The sequence below is a fragment of the Streptomyces poonensis genome, assembly GCF_014650915.1.
Lineage (GTDB): Bacteria > Actinomycetota > Actinomycetes > Streptomycetales > Streptomycetaceae > Streptomyces > Streptomyces poonensis.
In genome coordinates, this window is the sequence record NZ_BMVW01000003.1 from 30065 (window position 1) to 49906 (window position 19842).

A 19842-nucleotide genomic window follows, 5' to 3' on the forward strand; every position below is an offset into this window, starting at 1 on the left:
CTGACAGGCTGTTGCGTTTGACCTTGCTCGTGTACGGTGGTGCAATCCGCAACGTCCGCACTTCGCACGAAGCCACGGAACTGCGGCACGCGTTGGGGGCGCGTCCCGTGACGGGACGGCGGGACGAGGGCAGAGGAGCGGCCGTGGGCCACGAGCTGATCGATGGCAGATTCCGCATCGGGCAGGTCATCGGCAAGGGCAACATGGGGGAGGTCCACCGGGCCGAGGACCTCCAGGCTCCGGAGGGCAGCGCCGAACGCGCGGTCGCCGTGAAGACGATCCTGCGCAGCCGTACGGGCGCCCTGATCGACACCGGCGCGGACAACAAGGCGGTGGAGCGCTTCGCCCGCGAGGTCCGCATCATGCGCCGCCTCGACCACCGGAATCTGACCCGGCTCATCGCCGGTGGCGTGACGGAGGACGGCGGACTGCCGTACCTGGCGATGGAGTTGCTGGACGGCGAGACGCTGCGCGACCTCATCGCGGAGGAACGCCAGCTGCCCGTCTCCTGGGTGGCCGCCCTCGGCGCCCAGATCGCCGACGGCCTCGCCACGGCGCACGCCGCCGACGTGGTGCACCGCGACCTGAAGCCGGCGAACGTGATGCTGACGCGGGGCGGCACCGTCAAGGTGCTCGACTTCGGCATGGGCCGCATCGTCGACGACCCGCTCGACCCCCGGCTCACCAGCACGGGCGTCAGCGTCGGCACCGCCCGCTACATGGCGCCCGAGCAGTTCACGGCCTCCCGGCAGGTCACCCAGGCCGCCGACCTGTACGCACTCGGCTGCGTCCTGTACGAGATGCTGGTCGCCGTACCGCCCTTCACCAGCGAGTCCCCCTTCGACCTCGCCGGCAAGCACCTCAAGGAGGAGCCGACACCCCTCGGCGTCATCCGCGGCGGGATACCCGCCGAGCTGATCCGCCTCGTGGGACGGCTGCTGGCGAAGGACCCGGCGGACCGTCCCGCGGACGCGAGGGAAGTCCGGGACGCGCTCCTCCCGCTGGCCGTCCAGGACGGGGACACGTCCCGGCTCCCCGCCTGGGGCGCCTTCGACCCGACGCGCCCCCTGCTCGCGGCCGGCCCCGCCGGCGCCCGCACCGCCGCACCCCAGCCGGCACCCGCCCCCCGACCGGCCCCGGTCACCGCCTCCGGCACCGCCATGGACGTGTTCGGCGTGCACCGGGCGCTCATCAAGGACTACCGCTCCTTCACCGAGGGCGGCACGGTGATCCGCGACGACCGCATCGCCGCGTTCGTGGAGAAGGACCTCGACGACAAGGCGCAGTGGCCGGACCCATGGCTGTCGCTCAACCCGTTCTTCCAGGGCGGCGGGACGGTCGCGGAGCTCGTCGGGGAAACGGTCCTGCACCCGGAGTGCGCCCGTATCTTCCAGGCCGGCAAGACGGAGGGCGGCACCACCCCGGACGGCCGCCCGCTCACCCTGCACCGGCACCAGCGCGAGGCCGTCGAGGCCGCCGCCCGCGGGGCCTCGTACGTGCTGACGACCGGCACCGGTTCCGGCAAGTCGCTCTCCTACATCGTCCCGATCGTCAACCGGGTGCTGCACGAGCGGGACGCCGAAGGGCCCAAGCGGCGGAAGCGGGTGCGCGCCGTCATCGTGTACCCGATGAACGCGCTGGCCAACAGCCAGCTCAAGGAGCTGGAGAAGTATCTCCGCGACGGCTACGGCGAGGGCCGCGAGCCGGTCACCTTCGCCCGCTACACGGGCCAGGAGGACGACGAGAAGCGCCGGCAGATCCGCGACAACCCCCCGGACATCCTCCTCACCAACTACGTGATGCTGGAGCTGATGCTGACCCGGCCCGCCGACCGGGCCAGCCTCATCAAGATGGCGACGGGCCTGCAGTTCCTGGTCTTCGACGAGCTCCACACCTACCGCGGCCGGCAGGGCGCCGACGTGGCCCTGCTGATCCGCCGCGTCCGCGAGGCCTGCCAGGCACCGGACGTGCAGTGCATCGGCACCTCGGCCACCATGTCGACCGAAGGCACACTGGAGGACCAGAAGAAAGTCGTCGCCGGTGTGGCGACCACGCTGTTCGGTACGAAGGTCAGCCCGGCACACGTCATCGGCGAGACGCTGGTCCGCGCGACCGACGAGGCCCCGGACACCGTCCCCGCCGAGCGCCTCACCTCTCCCGCCGCTCCGCGCGCGTACGACGACCTGGTGCGTGACCCGCTGGCCCGCTGGATCGAGACGCGCTTCGGGCTGGCCACGGACGAGGCGACGGGCCGGCTGGTGCGCCGGCAGCCCGCGAAGATCGAGGTCGCGGCGCGTGAACTGGCCGAGCGGTCGGGCGTCCCCAAGGAGGAGTGCGCGCGGGCCATGGAGACGACCCTGGAGGCCGGCTCCCAGGCCCGGCACCCGGTCACGGACCGCCCCCTGTTCGCGTTCCGGCTGCACCAGTTCCTCTCCAAGGGCGACACCGTGTACGTCACCCTGGAGGACAAGCTTTCCCGCCACCTCACCCGCTCCTACCAGCTGGAACAGCCGGGCAGCGGCGGCAAGCTGCTGATGCCCCTCGCCTTCTGCCGCGAGTGCGGCCAGGAGTACCTGACGGTCTGGCGCGACGAGAAGGACGGCGAGGTCCGGTACGAGGCGCGCCGGGACACCTCCGCGACGGGCGGCCGCCAGGGCGACGGCTATCTCTACATCGATCACCCGGAGCGGGCGTGGCCGGTCGCCGTCCAGTACGCCATCCACGACCGTCGGCTGCCGGAGTCCTGGCTCGAACTGAACGACAAGGGCGAGGAGGTCCTCAAGAAGGCGTACCGCGACCGGGTGCCGCGCGCCGTCACGGTGGACCCGCACGGCTACGAGGGCCGCGGCGAGCTGAAGGCGGCGTTCATCCCCTCCCCGTTCCTGTTCTGCCTGCACTGCGGGGTGGCGTACGAGCAGACACGCGGCCGGGACTTCGCGAAGCTGGCGACGCTGGACCAGGAGGGCCGGTCGTCGGCGACCTCGCTCATCTCGGCGTCGGTGGTGCGCTCCCTGAGGTCGGTGCCGGAGGAGGCGCTGAGCAAGGAGGCCCGCAAGCTCCTGACGTTCGTGGACAACCGCCAGGACGCCTCGCTCCAGGCGGGCCACTTCAACGACTTCGTGCAGATCACCCAGTTGCGCGGGGCGCTGTACCGGGCCGCCCTGGACGCGGGCGAGGACGGCGTCCAGCACGAGGACCTGGCCTCGGCGGTGACGAACGCGCTCGCCCTCGATCCGGTCGACTACACGGGCGACGGGGACCAGCCGCCGATGCTCGCCAAGGCCGCCGCCAAGACGCTGCGCGACGTGATCGCCTTCCGGCTCTACCTCGACCTGGAGCGCGGCTGGCGCATCACCATGCCGAACCTGGAGCAGACGGGTCTGCTGGAGATCGACTACGCGGACCTGAGCTGGGTCGCGCACCGGCAGGACCGCTGGGCGCACACCCACGCGGCACTGCGGGACGCCGACCCGGCCCTGCGGGCCGAGCTGATGAAGGCGCTGCTCAACGAGATGCGCCGCTCGCTCGCCATCGACGTGGCGTACTTCCGCGAGGACTTCGACGCGTTGCAGCGCGCGAGCGAGGAGCGCCTGGTGAACCCGTGGGTCCTCGCCGCCTCCGACCGCCCGCGCGTAGGCACCGCCTACCCTCACCCCTCCCGCCCCGGTCTGGACCGCTCGGCCCTGTTCCTGTCCGCACGCGGCAAGTTCGGCAAGTACCTGAAGCGCTCCGCCCCCTCCTTCACGAAGCTCCCCCTCGACGACCTCCAGCTGATCATCGAGGAGCTGCTGAAGGTCCTGACCGCGGCGGGCCTCGTGAAGGAGGTGACGGACGCCCCGCAGCGCGCGGGCGGCCGCCGCCGCAGGCCGAACACACCGTCCGCGACGGGCTACCGGGTGGCCGCGCAGGCGCTGATCTGGCGCGCGGGCAAGGGCGAGACGGGCACGCACGACCCGCTGACCCGCACCTACCCGAGCGGCGACGGCCCGCGCGTGAACACGTTCTTCCGTGACCTGTACAAGGACGCGGCGAGCGCGCTGGCCGGTCTCCTCGCCCGCGAGCACACCGCCCAGGTGGCCCCGGAGGAGCGCGAGAAGCGCGAGGAGGCCTTCCGCAAGGCGGAGCTGAAGCTGCTCTACTGCTCCCCCACCATGGAGCTGGGCGTCGACATCTCCTCCCTCAACGCGGTCATGATGCGCAACGTGCCGCCCACGCCGGCCAACTACGCCCAGCGTTCGGGCCGCGCGGGCCGCAGCGGCCAGCCCGCCCTCGTGACGACGTACTGCGCCACCGGCAACAGCCACGACCAGTACTACTTCCGCCGCTCGGAGCGGATGGTGGCGGGCGCGGTGGCCCCGCCGCGCCTGGACCTCGCCAACGAGGACCTCGTCCTCTCCCACCTCCAGGGCATCTGGATCGCGGAGGCCGGCCTGAAGCTGGGCCGCGCCGTGCCCGAGGTGCTCGACGCGTCGTACCCGGACACCGGCGACCGCCCGGCCCCCGCGCTCGACCTGCTGCCGGACGTCCTCGCGGCCTCCCTCGACGAGAGCGCCCAGCACCGCACGGTGGACGCCGCGCTGCGCGTCCTCGGTCCGCTGCTGCCCGACTTCGCCGACACCACCTGGTGGCACGACGACTGGATACAGGACCGGGTGCGTACGGTGCCGGAACGGTTCGACCGGGCCTTCGACCGCTGGCGGCAGCTGTACCGGGCCGCACTCGACGACCAGTACGTCCAGAACAAGCGGCGCCTCGACTACAGCCTCACCGAGACCGACCGCAACCGGGCCAAAGCCCGCCGCCGCGAGGCGGAGACACAGCTCAACCTGCTGATGAACGAGAGCGTCGACAGCAAGTCGGTCCTCTCCGACTTCAGCCCCTACCGCTACCTGGCCTCGGAGGGCTTCCTCCCCGGCTACAGCTTCCCGCGCCTGCCGCTGGCCGCCTACATCCCGACGGTCGGCCGCCGACGCGGCGAGGGCGACTATCTCCAGCGCCCCCGCTTCCTCGCCATCCGCGAGTTCGGCCCCGGCGCGCTCGTCTACCACGAGGGCGCCCGCTACCAGGTCACCCGTATCCAGCTGCCGCCGGACGCCTCCGGCGACCTGGCCACCAGCGAGGCGCGCCGCTGCGCGCGGTGCGGCTACCACCACGACCCGGCGGAGCGCCAGGACCGCTGCGCGATGTGCGACGAACCACTGGGCACGCCCACCCACGGCCTGCTCCAGCTCCACACCGTGTACACCACCCGCCGGGAGCGCATCTCCTCGGACGAGGAGGAGCGGCGCCGCGCGGGCTACAGGCTGGAGACGTCGTACCGCTTCCAGGACCACGGCAACCGCAAGGGCCGCCTGAACGCCTCGGTGACCGACGCGACGGAGGCCCCCCTCGCCGAGCTCGCGTACGGCGACTCGGCGACCGTCCGCATCACCAACACCGGCCGGGTACGCGCCAAGCGCGACGAGCCGCCGGGCTACTGGCTCGACCTGGCGGACGGCCGCTGGATGAACGACAAGGACGCCGCCGAGGCCTCCGGCGACTCCAGCGAGCTGCCCCTGGTCGACGCGGACGGCAACGAGCGACGCCGCAGGAAGCGGGTCATCCCGTACGTCGAGGACCGCCGCAACATCCTCGTCGTCACCCTCGACGAGGCGCTCCCCGAGCCGATCGCGCTGTCCCTCATGTACGCCCTGGAGCGGGGCGTCGAGGCCGCGTTCGAACTGGAGGACGCCGAGCTGTCCAGCGAACTGCTGCCGCCGGACGACGGCCCGCGCGACCGCATCCTGTTCACGGAGGCCGCCGAGGGCGGCGCGGGCGTGCTGCGCCGCCTCCAGGCCGAGCAGGGCGCCCTGGCGAAGGCCGCCCGGTACGCGCTGGCGATCTGCCACTTCGACGAGGACGGCAACGACCTGGGCGGCCCGCACCCCGACCGGCCGTGCGCACGCGGCTGCTACGAGTGCCTGCTGACGTACGGCAACCAGCTCAGCCACGCGCGGATCGACCGCCACTCGGTGCGGGACCTGCTGGTGCGGTTCGCGTCGGCGACGGCGACGCGGGAGGCGCGCGGGGAGTCGCGGTCGGAGCAGTACCGGCGGCTGCTGGACCAGGCCCCGGACACGCTCACCGAGGTCGAGTCGCCGGCCATCACGGTCACGGCGGACGCCTCCGCCGCCGAACTGGCGGCGCGGGGCGACTTCCTCGGCTGGGCGAAGGTGCGCGGACTGAACCTGCCGGACGAGGTGGGCCCGTTCCTCGCCGAGGCGGACGCGATGCCCGACTTCGCGTACCGGGTGCCGGGGATGCGCCTGGCCGTCTTCGTCGACCTGCCGGACACGGAGACGACGACCCTGCGCGACGAGGACGCCGAGGAGCGGCTCCTCGACGCGGGCTGGGAGTACGTGCGCTTCCCGCACGGTGCCGACTGGGACGCGATCGCCGAGTCCTTCGCCGACTGCTTCGGCTCCCCCGCCGCTCACTGACACGACTTCACAGGCTTCCCGAGGAACTGACGACAGACATGCCACTCACGTATTCCGCCGGCTCGCTGGTGACCGCACGCGGCCGGGAATGGGTCGTGCTGCCCGAGAGCGAGCCCGATCTGCTGGTGCTGCGCCCGCTCGGCGGCTCCGACGACGACATCGCCGCCGTCTTCCCCGCCTTCGAGGAGGTCAAGGGCGCGGAGTTCGCCCCTCCGGAGCCGAGCGACCTCGGTGACCAGCGTGCCGCGGGTCTGCTGCGCACCGCGCTGCGCGTCGGCTTCCGCTCGGGCGCGGGCCCGTTCCGCTCGCTCGCCGGCATCGCGGTGGAGCCGCGCGCCTACCAGCTCGTACCGCTGCTGATGGCGCTGCGGCAGAGGACGGTCCGCATGCTGATCTCGGACGACGTGGGCATCGGCAAGACGGTGGAGGCGGGCCTGATCGCGAGTGAACTCCTCGCTCAGGGCGAGGCGACGGGCCTGGCGATCCTGTGCTCTCCCGCACTCGCCGAGCAGTGGCAGCAGGAGCTGCGCGGCAAGTTCGGCATCGACGCGGAGCTGGTCCTCTCCTCGACGGTCTCCCGCCTCGAGCGGGGACTGGACCTGGGCCAGTCCCTCTTCGACCGCTACCCGAACGTCGTCGTCTCCACCGACTTCATCAAGTCCCCGCGCCACCGCGACGACTTCGTGCGCCACTGCCCCGACCTGGTGATCGTCGACGAGGCCCACACATGCGTGGCCGCCGACGACGCCTCGACCGGCTCCCAGCACCAGCTCCGCCACGAGCTGCTGCGCCGCGTGGCCGAGGACGAGAACCGTCATCTGCTGCTGGTCACGGCCACGCCGCACAGCGGCAAGGAATCCGCGTTCCGCACCCTGCTGGGCCTGGTCAGACCGGATCTGGCGCACGTGGACCTGGAGACGGACAAGGGCCGGAAGCTGCTCGCCCAGCACTTCGTGGCGCGCAAGCGGGCGGACGTGCGCCAGTACCTCACCAAGGAGGACGGCCTCGCCGACGACAGCCTCGCCGAGAGGACCGCGTTCCCCTCGGACCGCTACTTCAAGGACGAGACGTACAAGCTGTCCCCGGAGTACCGGGCGCTGCTGGACGACGCCATCGCGTACGCGGGTGAGCGCGTGGAGGAGGCCGACGGCCAGGGCAGGCGCGAGGCCCGTATCGCCTGGTGGTCGGCGATCGCGCTGCTGCGCTCCCTGGTGTCGTCCCCGCGTGCCGCCGCGCAGACCCTGACCACGCGCTCGCGGACGGCGGTCGCCGCGTCGGCGGAGGAGGCTGACCGCCTGGGCGCCCCGCTGACCAGCGACTCGGCCGACAACGACGCCCTGGAGGGCATGGATGTGGCGCCGGGCGCGGAGACGGAGGAGAACGCGGGCTCCCGGCTCGCCGAACTCGCCGACCGCGCGGCGCGGCTGGAGGGCCCGGACCAGGACCTGAAGCTGAAGGCGCTCATCAAGCACCTGAAGGCCCTGCTGGCGGACGGCCACAACCCGATCGTCTTCTGCCGCTACATCCCGACCGCCGAGTATCTGGCGGAGCAGCTCGCGGGCGACCCGGCGGCCAAGAAGCGCGGCCCGCTCGGCGCGAGGACGGTGGTCAAGGCGGTCACCGGCACCCTCTCCCCGCAGCAGCGCATCGAGCGCATCGAGGAGCTCGCCACCGAGGCCGGCCCGGACGCCGCGGCCCGCCGCGTCCTGATCGCCACCGACTGCCTCTCGGAGGGCGTGAACCTCCAGCACCACTTCGACGCCGTCGTCCACTACGACCTGGCCTGGAACCCGACCCGCCACGACCAGCGCGAGGGCCGCGTCGACCGGTACGGGCAGAAGAAGGACGAAGTCCGCGTCATCACGCTCTACGGCGAGGACAACGGCATCGACGGCAAGGTCCTCGAGGTCCTCATCAAGAAGCACCGCCAGATCAAGAAGGACCTCGGCATCTCCGTCTCCGTACCCGACGAGATGTCCGCGGGCGTCACCGACGCGATCGTGGAATGGCTGCTGCTGCGTGGCCGCCAGGGGGAGCAGGAGGCCCTGTTCGCCTCGGACGCCTTCCGGCAGGGCTCCGCGGACCTGGAGAAGGACTGGAGCTCGGCCGCCGAACGCGAGAAGGCGTCCCGGTCGCGGTTCGCGCAGCGCTCCGTCCACCCCGAGGAGGTGGCCCGCGAGGTGGCCGCCGTCCGGGAGGCGCTGGGCGGCGCGGGCGAGATCCACACGTTCGTACGGGAGTCGCTGAACGCCCTGGGCGCGGTTCTGCGGGGCGGCGATGTTCCGGGCTCGGACTTCACCGCCGAGGTCGGCGGTACCCCGGCGGGCCTGCGGGACGCGCTCGCCCCGGTCGTCGGCGCGGAGGTGATCGAGCGGGACCGTCCGGTCCCGTTCCGCTCGGACCCGGCCGTGGCGCGCGGCGAGGCGGCACTGGTCCGGACGGACCCGGTGGTGGGAGCCCTGGCGGCGCACGTACTGAACTCCGCGCTGGACGTCCGGGCCGACGGCGCCCGCCCGGCCCGCCGCTGCGGCGTCGTGACGACGGACGCGGTCGCCACGCGTACGACGCTGCTGCTGGTCCGCTACCGCTTCCACCTGACGCTGCCGTCGCGGAGCGGTGAGAAGCAGGTGGTCGCCGAGGACGCCCGTCTGCTGGCCTTCGAGGGCTCCCCGCAGAACGCGGTGTGGCTGCCGCCGGAGCGCGCGGCCGAGCTGCTGGACGTACGGGCGACGGAGAACACCGCGCCGGCGTCCGGTGAGCGCACGATGACCCGGATCCTCGACCGGCTGGGCGAGGTGACGGGCCACCTGGAGTCGTACGGCGACGAGCTGGCCGCCGAGCTGGACGCCTCCCACCGCCGGGTGCGCGCCGCCTCCGGCGAGATCGTCCGCGGTCTGTCCGTCACCGCTCAGCGGCCCGCCGACGTCCTCGGCGCGTACGTCTACCTGCCCGCCACCCCTGCGACCGCCCCGGGAGTGTCCGCCTGATGTCCGCCACCACCAGAAACCGGGTGTTCACCGCCGTCCACACGGTCGGCGGGCTGCTGCCGGCCGACATGCTGGTCCGCATCACCGAGGGCAAGGACGTTCCCGGCTCCGAGCCCGCCGACTACGGCCTGCCGTCGTCGCGCTCGGTACGGGACGAGGCGGAGCGCAGCTGGGAGTACCTCAAGCCGCTCTGGCGCGACCTGCGCGAACACCTGCCCGAGGACACCGAGACGGGCGTCCCGGCCGCCGACCCGACCGGCCGCGCCGGCGCCGACTGGCTGGCGCCGCTCTGGCGGGAGCTGGGCTTCGGCCGGCTGACGGCACTCGGCACCACGGGGGTGACGGCCGACTCGGACGCCGACAGGACCTTCCAGGTGTCGCACCGCCACCACCACGTCCTCATCCACCAGACGGCGTGGAACGCCGACCTGGACAGGCGTCCCGGCGGCGCGGGCACGGTCCCGCCCCAGTCGATGCTCCAGGAGTGCCTCAACCGCACGGAGGCCCACCTCTGGGGCATCCTCACCAACGGCCGCCAGGTACGTCTGCTGCGCGACTCCAGCGCGCTGGCGACGGCGTCGTACGTCGAGTTCGACCTTGAGGCGATCTTCGACGGTGAGCTGTTCAGCGAGTTCGTGCTGCTGTACCGGCTGCTGCACGAGTCGCGGTTCGCCGTCGCGGAGGACGCGGCGCCGTCGGCGTGCCGGCTGGAGAGGTGGCGCACCGAGGCGATCGCGTCCGGGACGCGGGCCCTGGACCAGCTCCGCAAGGGCGTGCAGAAGGCGATCACCACGCTCGGCACGGGCTTCCTCAAGCACCCCGGCAACCGGGAGCTGCGCGAGACGCTGGACGTCGGAGCCTTCCACTACGCGCTGCTGCGTCTGGCCTACCGCCTGCTGTTCCTGTTCGTCGCCGAGGACCGCGAGGTACTGCTGTCCCCGTCGGCGGACGAGACCGCGCGGAAGCGTTACGCCACGTACTTCTCGTCGGCACGTCTGCGCCGTCACGCCCGGCGGCGCCGGGGTACGGCCCACGGCGACCTCTACCAGGCCCTGTGCTTGGTGCTGTCGGGTCTCGGCAGCGACGACGGTCTCCCGGAGCTGGGCCTGCCCGGTCTCGGCGGCATCTTCGACGACACCGAGGCGGACCAGGTCCTGCGCGGTCTGTCGCTGTCCAACGAGCCGCTGCTGGAGGCGGTGCGAGCCCTGTCGATCGTTCGTGACGCCGCCTCCCGGCGCAACCGGGTCATCGACTACCGCCACCTGGACGCCGAGGAACTGGGCTCCATCTACGAGTCCCTGCTGGAGCTGGTCCCCCGGCACAACGCCACCGACCGCACCTTCGAGCTGGTGGAGCTGGCGGGCAACGCGCGCAGGACCACGGGGTCGTACTACACGCCGTCCTCGCTGATCGAGTGCCTCCTCGACGCGACGCTCGACCCGGTGATCGACGACGCGGTCAAGCGCGGCGAGATCCGCGCGACGCGCTCCGGCCGGCCCGACGCCGGACCGGCCGTCGTCGAGGAACTGCTGAACCTGACGGTCTGCGACCCGGCGTGCGGGTCCGGCCACTTCCTGGTGGCCGCGGCTCGCCGCATAGCCAAGCGGGTGGCGGCGGTACGGGAGCAGAATCCCGAGCCGACGATCGACGCCGTGCGCCACGCCCTGCACGAGGTCGTCGCCCGGTGCGTCTACGGCGTGGACCTCAACCCGATGGCGGTCGAGCTGGCCAAGGTCTCGCTGTGGCTGGAGGCCCTGGAGCCGGGCAAGCCGCTGGGCTTCCTCGACGCCCACATCAAGCACGGCAACGCGCTCATCGGGGCGACCCCTGCCCTGCTGGCGGGTGGCATCCCGGACGACGCCTTCAAGCCGGTCGAGGGCGACGACAAGAAGATCGCGTCGGCGCTGAGGAAGCGGAACGCCGCCGAGCGCGGCGGCCAGTTGAGCTTCCACACCGAGGAACGCATCTGGGTGTCGAACGCCGCCTTCGCCGAGAGCGTGCGTGAGATCACCGGGGCCCGCGCCGACACCCTCCGCGATGTGCGCCTGCAGTCCAGCCGGTTCCGCGAGCTGGAGCAGTCGGCGGACTACCTCCGCGCGGTGCGGATCGCCGACGCCTGGTGCGCGGCGTTCGTGTGGCCGAAGTGGCAGGGGGCACCCACACCGGTGACGGAAGGGGTGTTCCGAGACCTCCAGAGCCCTGGCGTCGGCATACCTGCCGGCACGAACGAGGAGGTCATCCGGCTGGCCGGACAGTACGGGTTCTTCCACTGGCATCTGGAGTTCCCCGAGGTCTTCCGGGTCTCGGCGGCGGCAGACACCGGCACGGATCCCTCCGCGGGATGGGCCGGCGGATTCTCCTGCGTGCTGGGGAACCCGCCGTGGGAGCGCATAAAGCTTCAGGAGCAGGAGTTCTTCGCGCAGCGGGACCGGTCCATCGCCAACGCTCCGAGCGCCGCCGCCCGCAAGAGGCTCATCGCGGCTCTGCCGACGACCGACCATAAACTGTTCGCCGAGTTCGTCGCGGCGAAGCGGCACGCCGAAGGCGAGAGCCACTTCCTCCGCATCGGGGGGCGCTATCCGCTGACGGGCCGGGGGGACATCAACACCTACGCGGTCTTCTCGGAGTCCAACCGCACGCTGACCGGCCCCCACGGACGGATGGGCGTGATCGTGCCCACGGGTATCGCGACCGACGCGACAACCCAGTTCTTCTTCAAGGAGCTGGTACGCACCGGGTCACTGTCGGCGCTGTACGACTTCGAGAACCGCGGTGGCCTCTTCCCCGACGTGGACTCCCGCATGAAGTTCAGCGTCCTGTCCCTCGTCGGCCACGCTCAGCGCGAGCCGGTGGCCCGGTTCGCCTTCTTCCTGCACGACACGTCCGACCTGGACGACACCGACAAGACCTTCACCCTGACACCGGAGGAGATAACGCTCCTCAACCCCAACACCGGGACATGTCCCGTCTTCCGCTCCCGCCGTGACGCCGAGATAACACTGGGCATCTACCGCCGAATCCCCGTTCTCATCGAGGAGGAGACCGGCGAGAACCCATGGAACGTGTCATTCATGAGGATGTTCGACATGTCCAACGACTCGCATCTCTTCCACACCCGCGAGGAACTCGAAGCCACGGGTTGGCTGCTGAAGGGCAACATCTTCAGCAAGGACGATGCGCGCATGCTGCCGCTGTACCAGGGCATGATGGCCTCGTTCTTCGACCACCGTGCGGCATCGGTGACGCGCAGCAGCACAGCGGCGAAACGGCTGAACCAGCCTCAGCCGTCCACACGGGCGGATCACAGCAACCCCGACTTCGCGCCTCTGCCTGGCGCCTGGGTCGCGGAACACGAGGTTCCCCAGGCACCCAACGGCTGGTTCATGGCGTTCTCCTCCATCACCGCGCCGACCAACGAACGAAGCTTCACGCCGTACGCCCTCCCGCGCGTCGCTGTCGGGAACAGCGCCCCCGTCCTGCGTTTCGGCAGCCGCCACCACCTGCTGCCATGCCTGCTGGCGAACCTGTCGTCCTACGCCCTGGACTACGTGGCCCGCCTGAAGATCGGCGGCACCAACTTCAATTTCTTCTACGTGAACCAGTTCCCTGTTCTGACACCGGACCAGCTCGCACCCCACCGCGACTTCATCACACAGCGCGTTTCAGAACTCGTCTACACGTCCCATGACATGAAGTCCTTCGCAGATGACGTCAGCGACATGGCCGCCCCCTTCCGCTGGGACGAGTCCCGCCGTCAGCTGATCAGGGCCGAGCTGGACGCTCTTTTCTTCCATCTCTACGGGATCGCCCGTGACGACGCGGCCCACATTCTCGACACCTTCCCCATCGTCAGACGCAAGGACGAGGCGACGTACGGCACCTACCGCACCAAGGAACTGATCCTCGCCGAATACGACCACATGGCCACCGCCGGCCTCACCCTGGAGAACCCCCTCGTGGACGGCGGGAACTACACCTCCACCCTCACCCCGCCCCCGGGTCGCGGGCCGCGGCACCCCGAGAGTTGATTCGAGAGGCACTTGTCGATGAAGACATTCCGCTACAGGAAGCGCAGCCCGGTCGGCTGACTGGCCGCCGACATCAGCGCTGTGGCCGACGCATCCGGGACCGCCCTCGAACACCTGCGGGCGGCGGTCTCCGGGTGAAGCTGCCCTCACCGAAGCAGGTCGACGCCACTGGTCGGCTCACAGGCCGGCCCGCGTCAGCAGAACCTCCAACGCCTCGGGCTTCACCTTCTGCACCGAGCGCACCTGCCTGAGCCCCAGCTCGTCACGTCCCACCGGGTTCCGGTACAACGCGTCCGTCGCCTCAGGCAGCAATGTCGCATCGACCAAGTAACCGAAGTCGGGATCTTCCGGATCCGCGTACGGTTCCCCGTCGACCTCCGCCATCGCGGCGACCGCCGACTCCGGGTGGCTGAAGAAGACCCACAGGCGGTCGCCCCGGCTCATACGGTTGCGTCGGCTGAGCCAGAGGGCCAGTTCGGGTTCCTCCTTGGCCAGCCGGAGCATGGTCTCCTTGGTGGAGGGCTCCCCGTCCAGTGTGTCCTTGTTCGGGTTGAGGATGTAGACCCAGTCCTCCACCGTTCCCCCTTCACCGCAGTGCTCACCCAGGCTCAGGCACTCGTGCCGACCCATGCTGCCAGTGGGGGATGCCGTTCGCATCCCTATTCTTTTCCTCCGCCCCACGGGACAGCCCGTTTCACAGGGCCCGGCACATCCAGTGCACACGCCTCGACGTTCGCTACCGCACCGCCCGCACATGGGCCGGTCCACTGCTGCGCGGCGGAGGTGTGACCGACCTGCTCACCGGCCAGGGCACCGCGGCAGACGGTCTCCTGCCGGCCATGCCCGCGCTCTGGGAGGCAGTGGTCCGGCGCCTGGGCACCGAGGCCACCGTCCATCGCTGCGGGAGCGGCCGTGAACGCGCCGGACTTCATCGCCCGGCAGACGGGGGCCCGCAGGTGAGAGATCCCCGGCATCGCACCCCGCCTGAAGCGCACGATGGCGGTCATGCGGGGGTACGCCGAGACGGACGGCGGGGCAGGAGTCGACCTGACCGCCGCCATGAACGTGACTCTGGCTGCGGCCTTCAGACATCCGGCATCTGCATGACGGACGACCACTGCCGCATGGTGCGGCATCTCACCGGTCAGCCCGCCTTTCGGCTGCTTCCCGTCGATCTCCGACGCCCACGCGCAGCGGGGAGATCGGCCGCCTGAGGCGACTGTCAGAGGCACCCACTACTGTTTCCGGTGGATCTTCTGTTCTTGGGGGGAGCGGTGACGATGACCGATGAGTACCCGGAATTCCGGCTGCGGCTGCCGAACGGCGGACCTCTCGCCCGTGGGCGGTTGTCGGAGAAGGCAGGCGCGAAGGGGCGCCGGACATTTGTCGTGTCCGCTGGATCACCTGTACGGGCCGAGGTCGTCCCGTCCTTCTCCCTGCGCAAGCCGTCTTCCTATCGGACTCGACAGAAATTGATCGCGGAGGGGGCGATCCGAGAGTCCGACAGCCATCCGGGATGGCTCGAGACCACCCGGGACATCGAGTTCGCCTCCCCGTCACCCGCCGCCGAAGTCGTGCTGGGATGCAGTAGCAACGGATGGGGAGCGTGGAAGTCCCCCGATGGTGATTCGTTGGGGACCCACATCAGTCGCGCGTCAGCCGGCCCCAACCGCCCTTGGCTGATCCGCGGATCAAACGTCACCGGGACCGATGTGGTCCAGCGCCTGTGGCTCCCCGAAGGCCTTGTCTCCCTCGCCGCCGCCCGTCTCCGCCAAGGCCTGGAGCGGGGCATCAGCAAGGTGGATCTGCGCACCTTCGTGCATGAGGACTACGAGTCCACAGCCACGTACAGCCAGAAGCAGCAACTGGTCGACGATGTGCACGCTTTCCTCTCCCGCATGAAACCCGGTGACACCGTGTGCACCATCTCCGGCGGACGGCTGTACGTCGGCGAGATCACCGGGGATGCGGAGCAGGTGGAGTCCGATGACCGGCGGTCCAATCTGCGGCGCCCAGTGGACTGGCAGCCGACGGGATACCCGTACGACGAGTTGCCTGAGGATCTCCAGCAGAAACTGTCGATCCAGCACGACGTCGTCGACCTCTCCTCCGTCCAGGCCCACATCGACGGTCTCGGCCTCAGCGATCAGGAGCTGGTCGAAGAAGCTGAGGCCATAGAACGGGACCCGAGTGTGGTGATTCCGGCGCTCGCCGCCCGTCGCGAGTTGGAGCTGCCCGAGCCCACGAACGAGCTGGCCGCTGAGCTGCTGGTGCATGAGCGAGCCTGGTTGCGCGAAGTGCGGGATCTCCTCTGGGACGAACGGCAGTTGGTCCTGTACGGACCGCCCGGCACCGGCAAGACGTACCTCGCGCTCAAGCTCGCCGAGTTCCTCGGTGGCGGGCCCGAGCAGGTCAAGCTCGTGCAGTTCCACCCCTCGTACGCGTACGAGGACTTCTTCGAGGGCTTCCGGCCGCAGGAGGACCCGCAGTCCCGTGAGGTCGCCTTCCGCCTCACCGCCGGCCCCCTCCGCGAACTCGCCGACCTCGCCTCCCGCGAGGGCAACCGCCACATCCCCCACTTCCTGATCATCGACGAGATCAACCGCGCCAACCTGGCGAAGGTCTTCGGTGAGCTGTACTTCCTCCTGGAGTACCGCAACAAGTCCGTGCGGCTGACCTACTCCGGTGACGATTTCGCACTCCCGCCCAACCTCTTCGTCATCGGCACGATGAACACCGCCGACCGGTCGATCGCGCTCGTGGACGCGGCGATGCGGCGGCGCTTCGCGTTCGTCGAGCTGTCCCCGCGGACGGAGCCGACCAGCGGGTTGCTGCGTCGGTGGCTGGCCGGGGAGGGGAGGGATCCGGAGCCCGCCGATCTGCTCGATGCGCTCAACTCACGTATCGACGATCCCGACTTCCAGATCGGGCCCTCCTACCTGATGAAGAAGGGCGTGTACCGGGAGGGCGGGCTGGAGCGGACCTGGCGGACGAAGATCCTGCCGCTTCTCGAGGAGCATCACTACGGCGAGGGCGTCGACATCGAGAAGCGGTACGGGCTGGCCGCTCTGCGGCAGTCCCTGCAGCAGCAGCCGCGGGAGTCTTCGGCGTGACACCGGTCGTCGAGCTCGTCGAGCACGCGCCGGCCGTCAGCGTCGCCCTCCCGGACTCCGTCGGCCGCGCGCTCGCCGCCGGCGGCATCGTGGACGCGTCTCCGGATGCGTACGTCCCGGGCCGCTGGTCGCTGCGGGCGGGGAGCAAGGTCGGTGCGGTGGCCGTCGCCGTGCCGGGTGGCGGCGATCAGCCGGTGACTGTGCGGATCGTGCCCAAGGTGCCGGTCGCCCGGCTGTTCTTCCTGCTCGGCTACAGCCTCGATCCGAAGGGCGGCTGGCGGGACGGCGAGGTGGAGGTGGGCGAGCACCGCGATCTGCTGCCCGCGCTCGCGCACGCCGTGGAGCGGCAGGTGGACCGGGCGCTGCGGCAGGGGCTGTTGCAGGGGTACCGGGCCACGGAGGAGACCGCCCTCGTCGTACGCGGCCGGATCCGCGAGGCCGAGCAGATACGGCGGCGCTTCGGGGCGACGCTGCCGGTCGAGGTGGCGTACGACGAGTTCACCACGGACATCGCCGAGAACCGCATTCTGCGGAGCGCCGTCGAGCGGCTGCTGCGGCTGCCCGGAGTGCCGCGCGATGTGCGCCGCAGGCTGCTGCACCAGCGGGCCCGGCTGGCCGACGTCACGGCGATCGTGCGCGGGCAGCCGCTTCCCGGGTGGCGGCCCAGCCGGCTCAACGCCCGTTACCACCACGCTCTGCACCTGGCCCGTGTCGTCCTGGAGGAGTCGTCCGCCGAGCACGCACCCGGCGGGCTGCACGTCGACGGCTTCCTGTTCGACATGAACAAGCTCTTCGAGGACTTCGTGACGGTCGCCCTGCGCGAGGCCTTCCACAGCCCGGCGGGGTCGGCGTCGGCATACACCTCACGGTTCCAAGACACCCACCACCTCGACGAGGCCGCATCCATCCGCATGAAGCCGGACTTCGTGCTGTACGGGCCGGACGGCGGCGCCCGTCCGTGCGCGGTCGCGGACGCCAAGTACAAGGCGGAGAAGCGAGGTGGGTACCCGGACGCCGACCTGTACCAGATGCTGGCGTACTGCACCGCGCTCGGGCTGGCCGAGGGGCATCTGGTGTACGCGAAGGGCAACGCCTCGCACGCGGCCCATCGCGTGCGGCACGCGGGCATCGTCATCCACCAGCACGCTCTCGACCTGGACCAGCCTCCGGCGGAGCTGCTCGCCGACATCGCTGCGGTCGCCCGTCACATGGCCGGGCAGCTCGCCGGCGGGTGACAGCTGTCCACGGCCGGGGGGCCGGTGGTCCGGGTGCGGGAGAACCCGGGGCGGGAGGTGGGCGGAGCCGGCTCGCCACCGTGCACGCCATGACACGCCATGACACGCCCTGAAGCGTCAGGTTTCGGTTTCCGGTGTCAGTGCTCCGTTGCCGAGCCCTTCCCGGGCCAGTTCGGTCGCTTCCCGGCTCAGCTCCGCCACCTTGCGCGCCCGCTCCTGGAACTCCCGCAGCGCGCGGAAGGCGGCCCCGTACCGTCGCTGGCCGGCGATGTCCAGCTGCGGGATGCGAGCGCCCTTCCCGTCGAGGCGGAACGTGCCGCTGGCGCTCGTGGAGCGCCGGGTGTTCGCCGCGCTGCGCAGGAACCCCTGGAGGAAGTCGGTGTCGAGCTGGTCGCTGACCGAGACGGGTTCCGGGTGGTCGCCGTACTCGACCAGTCCGGCACGCACGAGTTCGGCGACGCCGACCGAAGGGCCCTCGAGGAGGCCCGGGCCGTCGCCCGCGGTGAGCACCGGCAGCAGCTCGGCCAGCATCCCCACCTGCTCGGCCAACTCGCGCCGCAGGGACCGGTATTCGGCGGCGTAGTCGCGATGGGACTCCGCGACGTGACGGCCGGGGGTGAGGTCCACGGTGTCGTCCAGCAGGTCGATCAGCGGTACGTCCGCCACCTGGCCGGGGCCCGGCTCCAGGGAACCGCCGGGGTCGTTCGCCGTCAGGTCGACCATGCGGACGCCGGTGGCGGCGGCGCCCACGGACTCGGGGCGACGCAACTGCCATACGTGTACGGGGAGGGCGTGCGAGGCCGCGGTGCCCGGCGGCAGGGCGGTCACCTGGGTGAGGACGCCGCGCCGTACGAGCTCGGCGCGGATGCGCCGGCCGGCCTTGCGGTAGGCCACCGACGCGGGCATGACCATGAGGACACGGCCGCCGGGCGCCGTGTGCGCGTACGCGTGCTGCAGCCAGGCGAGTTCGCCCTCGGCGCGTGAGGGGGTGCCGAACTCCCACCGTGAGTCGAGGAGCAGTTCCTCCCGGCCCCAGTCGGTGTCGCTGACGGGTGGGTCACAGACGACCAGGTCGGCCTTGAGGTCCGGCCACCGGTCGGCACGCAGGGAGTCGCCCGCGACGATGTCGGCCCCGGTGCGTCCGGTCAGGTCCGCGCGCAGCTGCGCGAAGCGGGCGCTGCGGGCGTCGGATTCCTGGCCGTACCGCCGGGGGCCCCGTTCCGGCCCGATGGTGAGCAGGAGCGTTCCGATACCGCAGGCCGGATCGAAGAGGGTGGCGTCGTCCGTCACCTCACCGGCGAGGTGACGGACGGCTCGCGCGATGCGTGGCGAGGTGACCTGGTCCGAACCCGCCCGTCGCACGGAGTCGGTGAAGCGCTCGGCCAGGGCGTCGACCACGTCGCCCGCGGAACCGCCCTCGGCCAAGGACCGCGCCAATCGGACGGCCTCGCGCGGCAGTTGGGCCGACGCACATGAGGCGTCCCCGGCCAGGAGCTGAGCCACATCGGCGATCCCGCTGACCATCTCGTCGCCGTAGACGCCTCGCAGGGCCTGCCAGAGCTGCACTTCCTCCGAGACACCATGTCCCTTGCGCTGCCTGTCCAGCCAGGCCTGTACGTCGGCGAGGACGAAGAGCGGACTGTTCGCACCGCCTCCGGCGGGTGCGGGGAAGTCGTCGTAACGCCGCCTCCAGTTGGAGACCGCAGCCCGGGTGACGCCTGCCAGTCGGGCGATCTCGGAGCCGGTGACCAAGGACCCGGCCGATGGAGCGGCGTTGTCTGTCATGCGGGGTACCGTACACGGACGTCGCCGCTCCATCAATGACAATGATATGTTGACAGTGTACACGAATACCGCGCATGCTCAACTGAATCGATCGTGTACGTTCGGTGTTCGGCCGCCAGGGCTTGGAGCGAGTCCTCGGCCCGACCCTCCGCAGCGGCGTGCGTACAGTGCCGGACGGGGCCCTGCCCTGAGGGCCGCAGGAGAGACAGGCAGGC

Annotated in this window: 7 protein-coding genes; 5 read left to right on the forward strand and 2 right to left on the reverse strand. The window is 70.9% G+C overall.

The annotated features are described in order from the left end of the window. The first annotated feature begins 143 nt into the window (after nucleotides 1–143). From IE242_RS10400 to IE242_RS10410, 3 genes are read left to right on the forward strand one after another with little or no spacing between them, the layout of a single operon-like run. Nucleotides 144–6479, forward strand: coding sequence for a protein kinase domain-containing protein (locus IE242_RS10400; RefSeq protein ID WP_189857695.1), 6336 nt, complete (start codon nucleotides 144–146; stop codon nucleotides 6477–6479). A gap of 38 nt (nucleotides 6480–6517) precedes the next feature. After that, a complete protein-coding gene (locus tag IE242_RS10405; protein WP_189857696.1) occupies nucleotides 6518–9466 on the forward strand; it encodes a DEAD/DEAH box helicase in 2949 nt (982 codons plus the stop codon). Beyond that, the gene (locus IE242_RS10410; protein WP_189857698.1) at nucleotides 9466–13494 is read left to right on the forward strand and encodes an Eco57I restriction-modification methylase domain-containing protein; all 4029 of its coding nucleotides are present in this window, start codon (nucleotides 9466–9468) and stop codon (nucleotides 13492–13494) included. The genes IE242_RS10405 and IE242_RS10410 overlap by 1 nt, the downstream gene beginning before the upstream one ends. Nucleotides 13495–13671: 177 nt before the next feature. On the opposite strand, the gene IE242_RS10415 is transcribed toward IE242_RS10410, so the two are convergent. Next, the gene (locus tag IE242_RS10415; RefSeq protein WP_229858716.1) at nucleotides 13672–14124 is read right to left on the reverse strand and encodes an EVE domain-containing protein; all 453 of its coding nucleotides are present in this window, start codon (nucleotides 14122–14124) and stop codon (nucleotides 13672–13674) included. Nucleotides 14125–14774: 650 nt separating this feature from the next. On the opposite strand from IE242_RS10415, the gene IE242_RS10420 reads away from it, so the two are divergent. Together IE242_RS10420 and IE242_RS10425 are read left to right on the forward strand one after the other, a co-directional pair. Beyond that, nucleotides 14775–16607, forward strand: a complete 1833-nt coding sequence (locus tag IE242_RS10420; protein WP_189857700.1) for a DUF4357 domain-containing protein — start codon at nucleotides 14775–14777, stop codon at nucleotides 16605–16607. Continuing rightward, complete coding sequence (locus IE242_RS10425) at nucleotides 16604–17842, forward strand: McrC family protein (RefSeq protein WP_189857702.1); 1239 nt, start codon at nucleotides 16604–16606, stop codon at nucleotides 17840–17842. Before IE242_RS10420 ends, IE242_RS10425 begins: the two co-directional genes overlap by 4 nt. A gap of 117 nt (nucleotides 17843–17959) precedes the next feature. Here the strand turns inward: IE242_RS10425 and IE242_RS10430 are convergent, their stop codons facing one another. After that, a complete protein-coding gene (locus IE242_RS10430; protein ID WP_189857704.1) occupies nucleotides 17960–19627 on the reverse strand; it encodes an N-6 DNA methylase in 1668 nt (555 codons plus the stop codon). Between the last annotated feature and the right edge of the window lie 215 nt (nucleotides 19628–19842).

Bases quoted from the DNA above. Each gene is read 5' to 3' on its own strand.
- IE242_RS10405 (WP_189857696.1), top strand. From the start codon at position 6,518: ATGCCACTCACGTATTCCGCCGGCTCGCTGGTGACCGCACGCGGCCGG.
- IE242_RS10410 (WP_189857698.1), top strand. From the start codon at position 9,466: ATGTCCGCCACCACCAGAAACCGGGTGTTCACCGCCGTCCACACGGTC.
- IE242_RS10415 (WP_229858716.1), bottom strand. From the start codon at position 14,124: ATGGGTCGGCACGAGTGCCTGAGCCTGGGTGAGCACTGCGGTGAAGGG.
- IE242_RS10420 (WP_189857700.1), top strand. From the start codon at position 14,775: ATGACCGATGAGTACCCGGAATTCCGGCTGCGGCTGCCGAACGGCGGA.
- IE242_RS10430 (WP_189857704.1), bottom strand. From the start codon at position 19,627: ATGACAGACAACGCCGCTCCATCGGCCGGGTCCTTGGTCACCGGCTCC.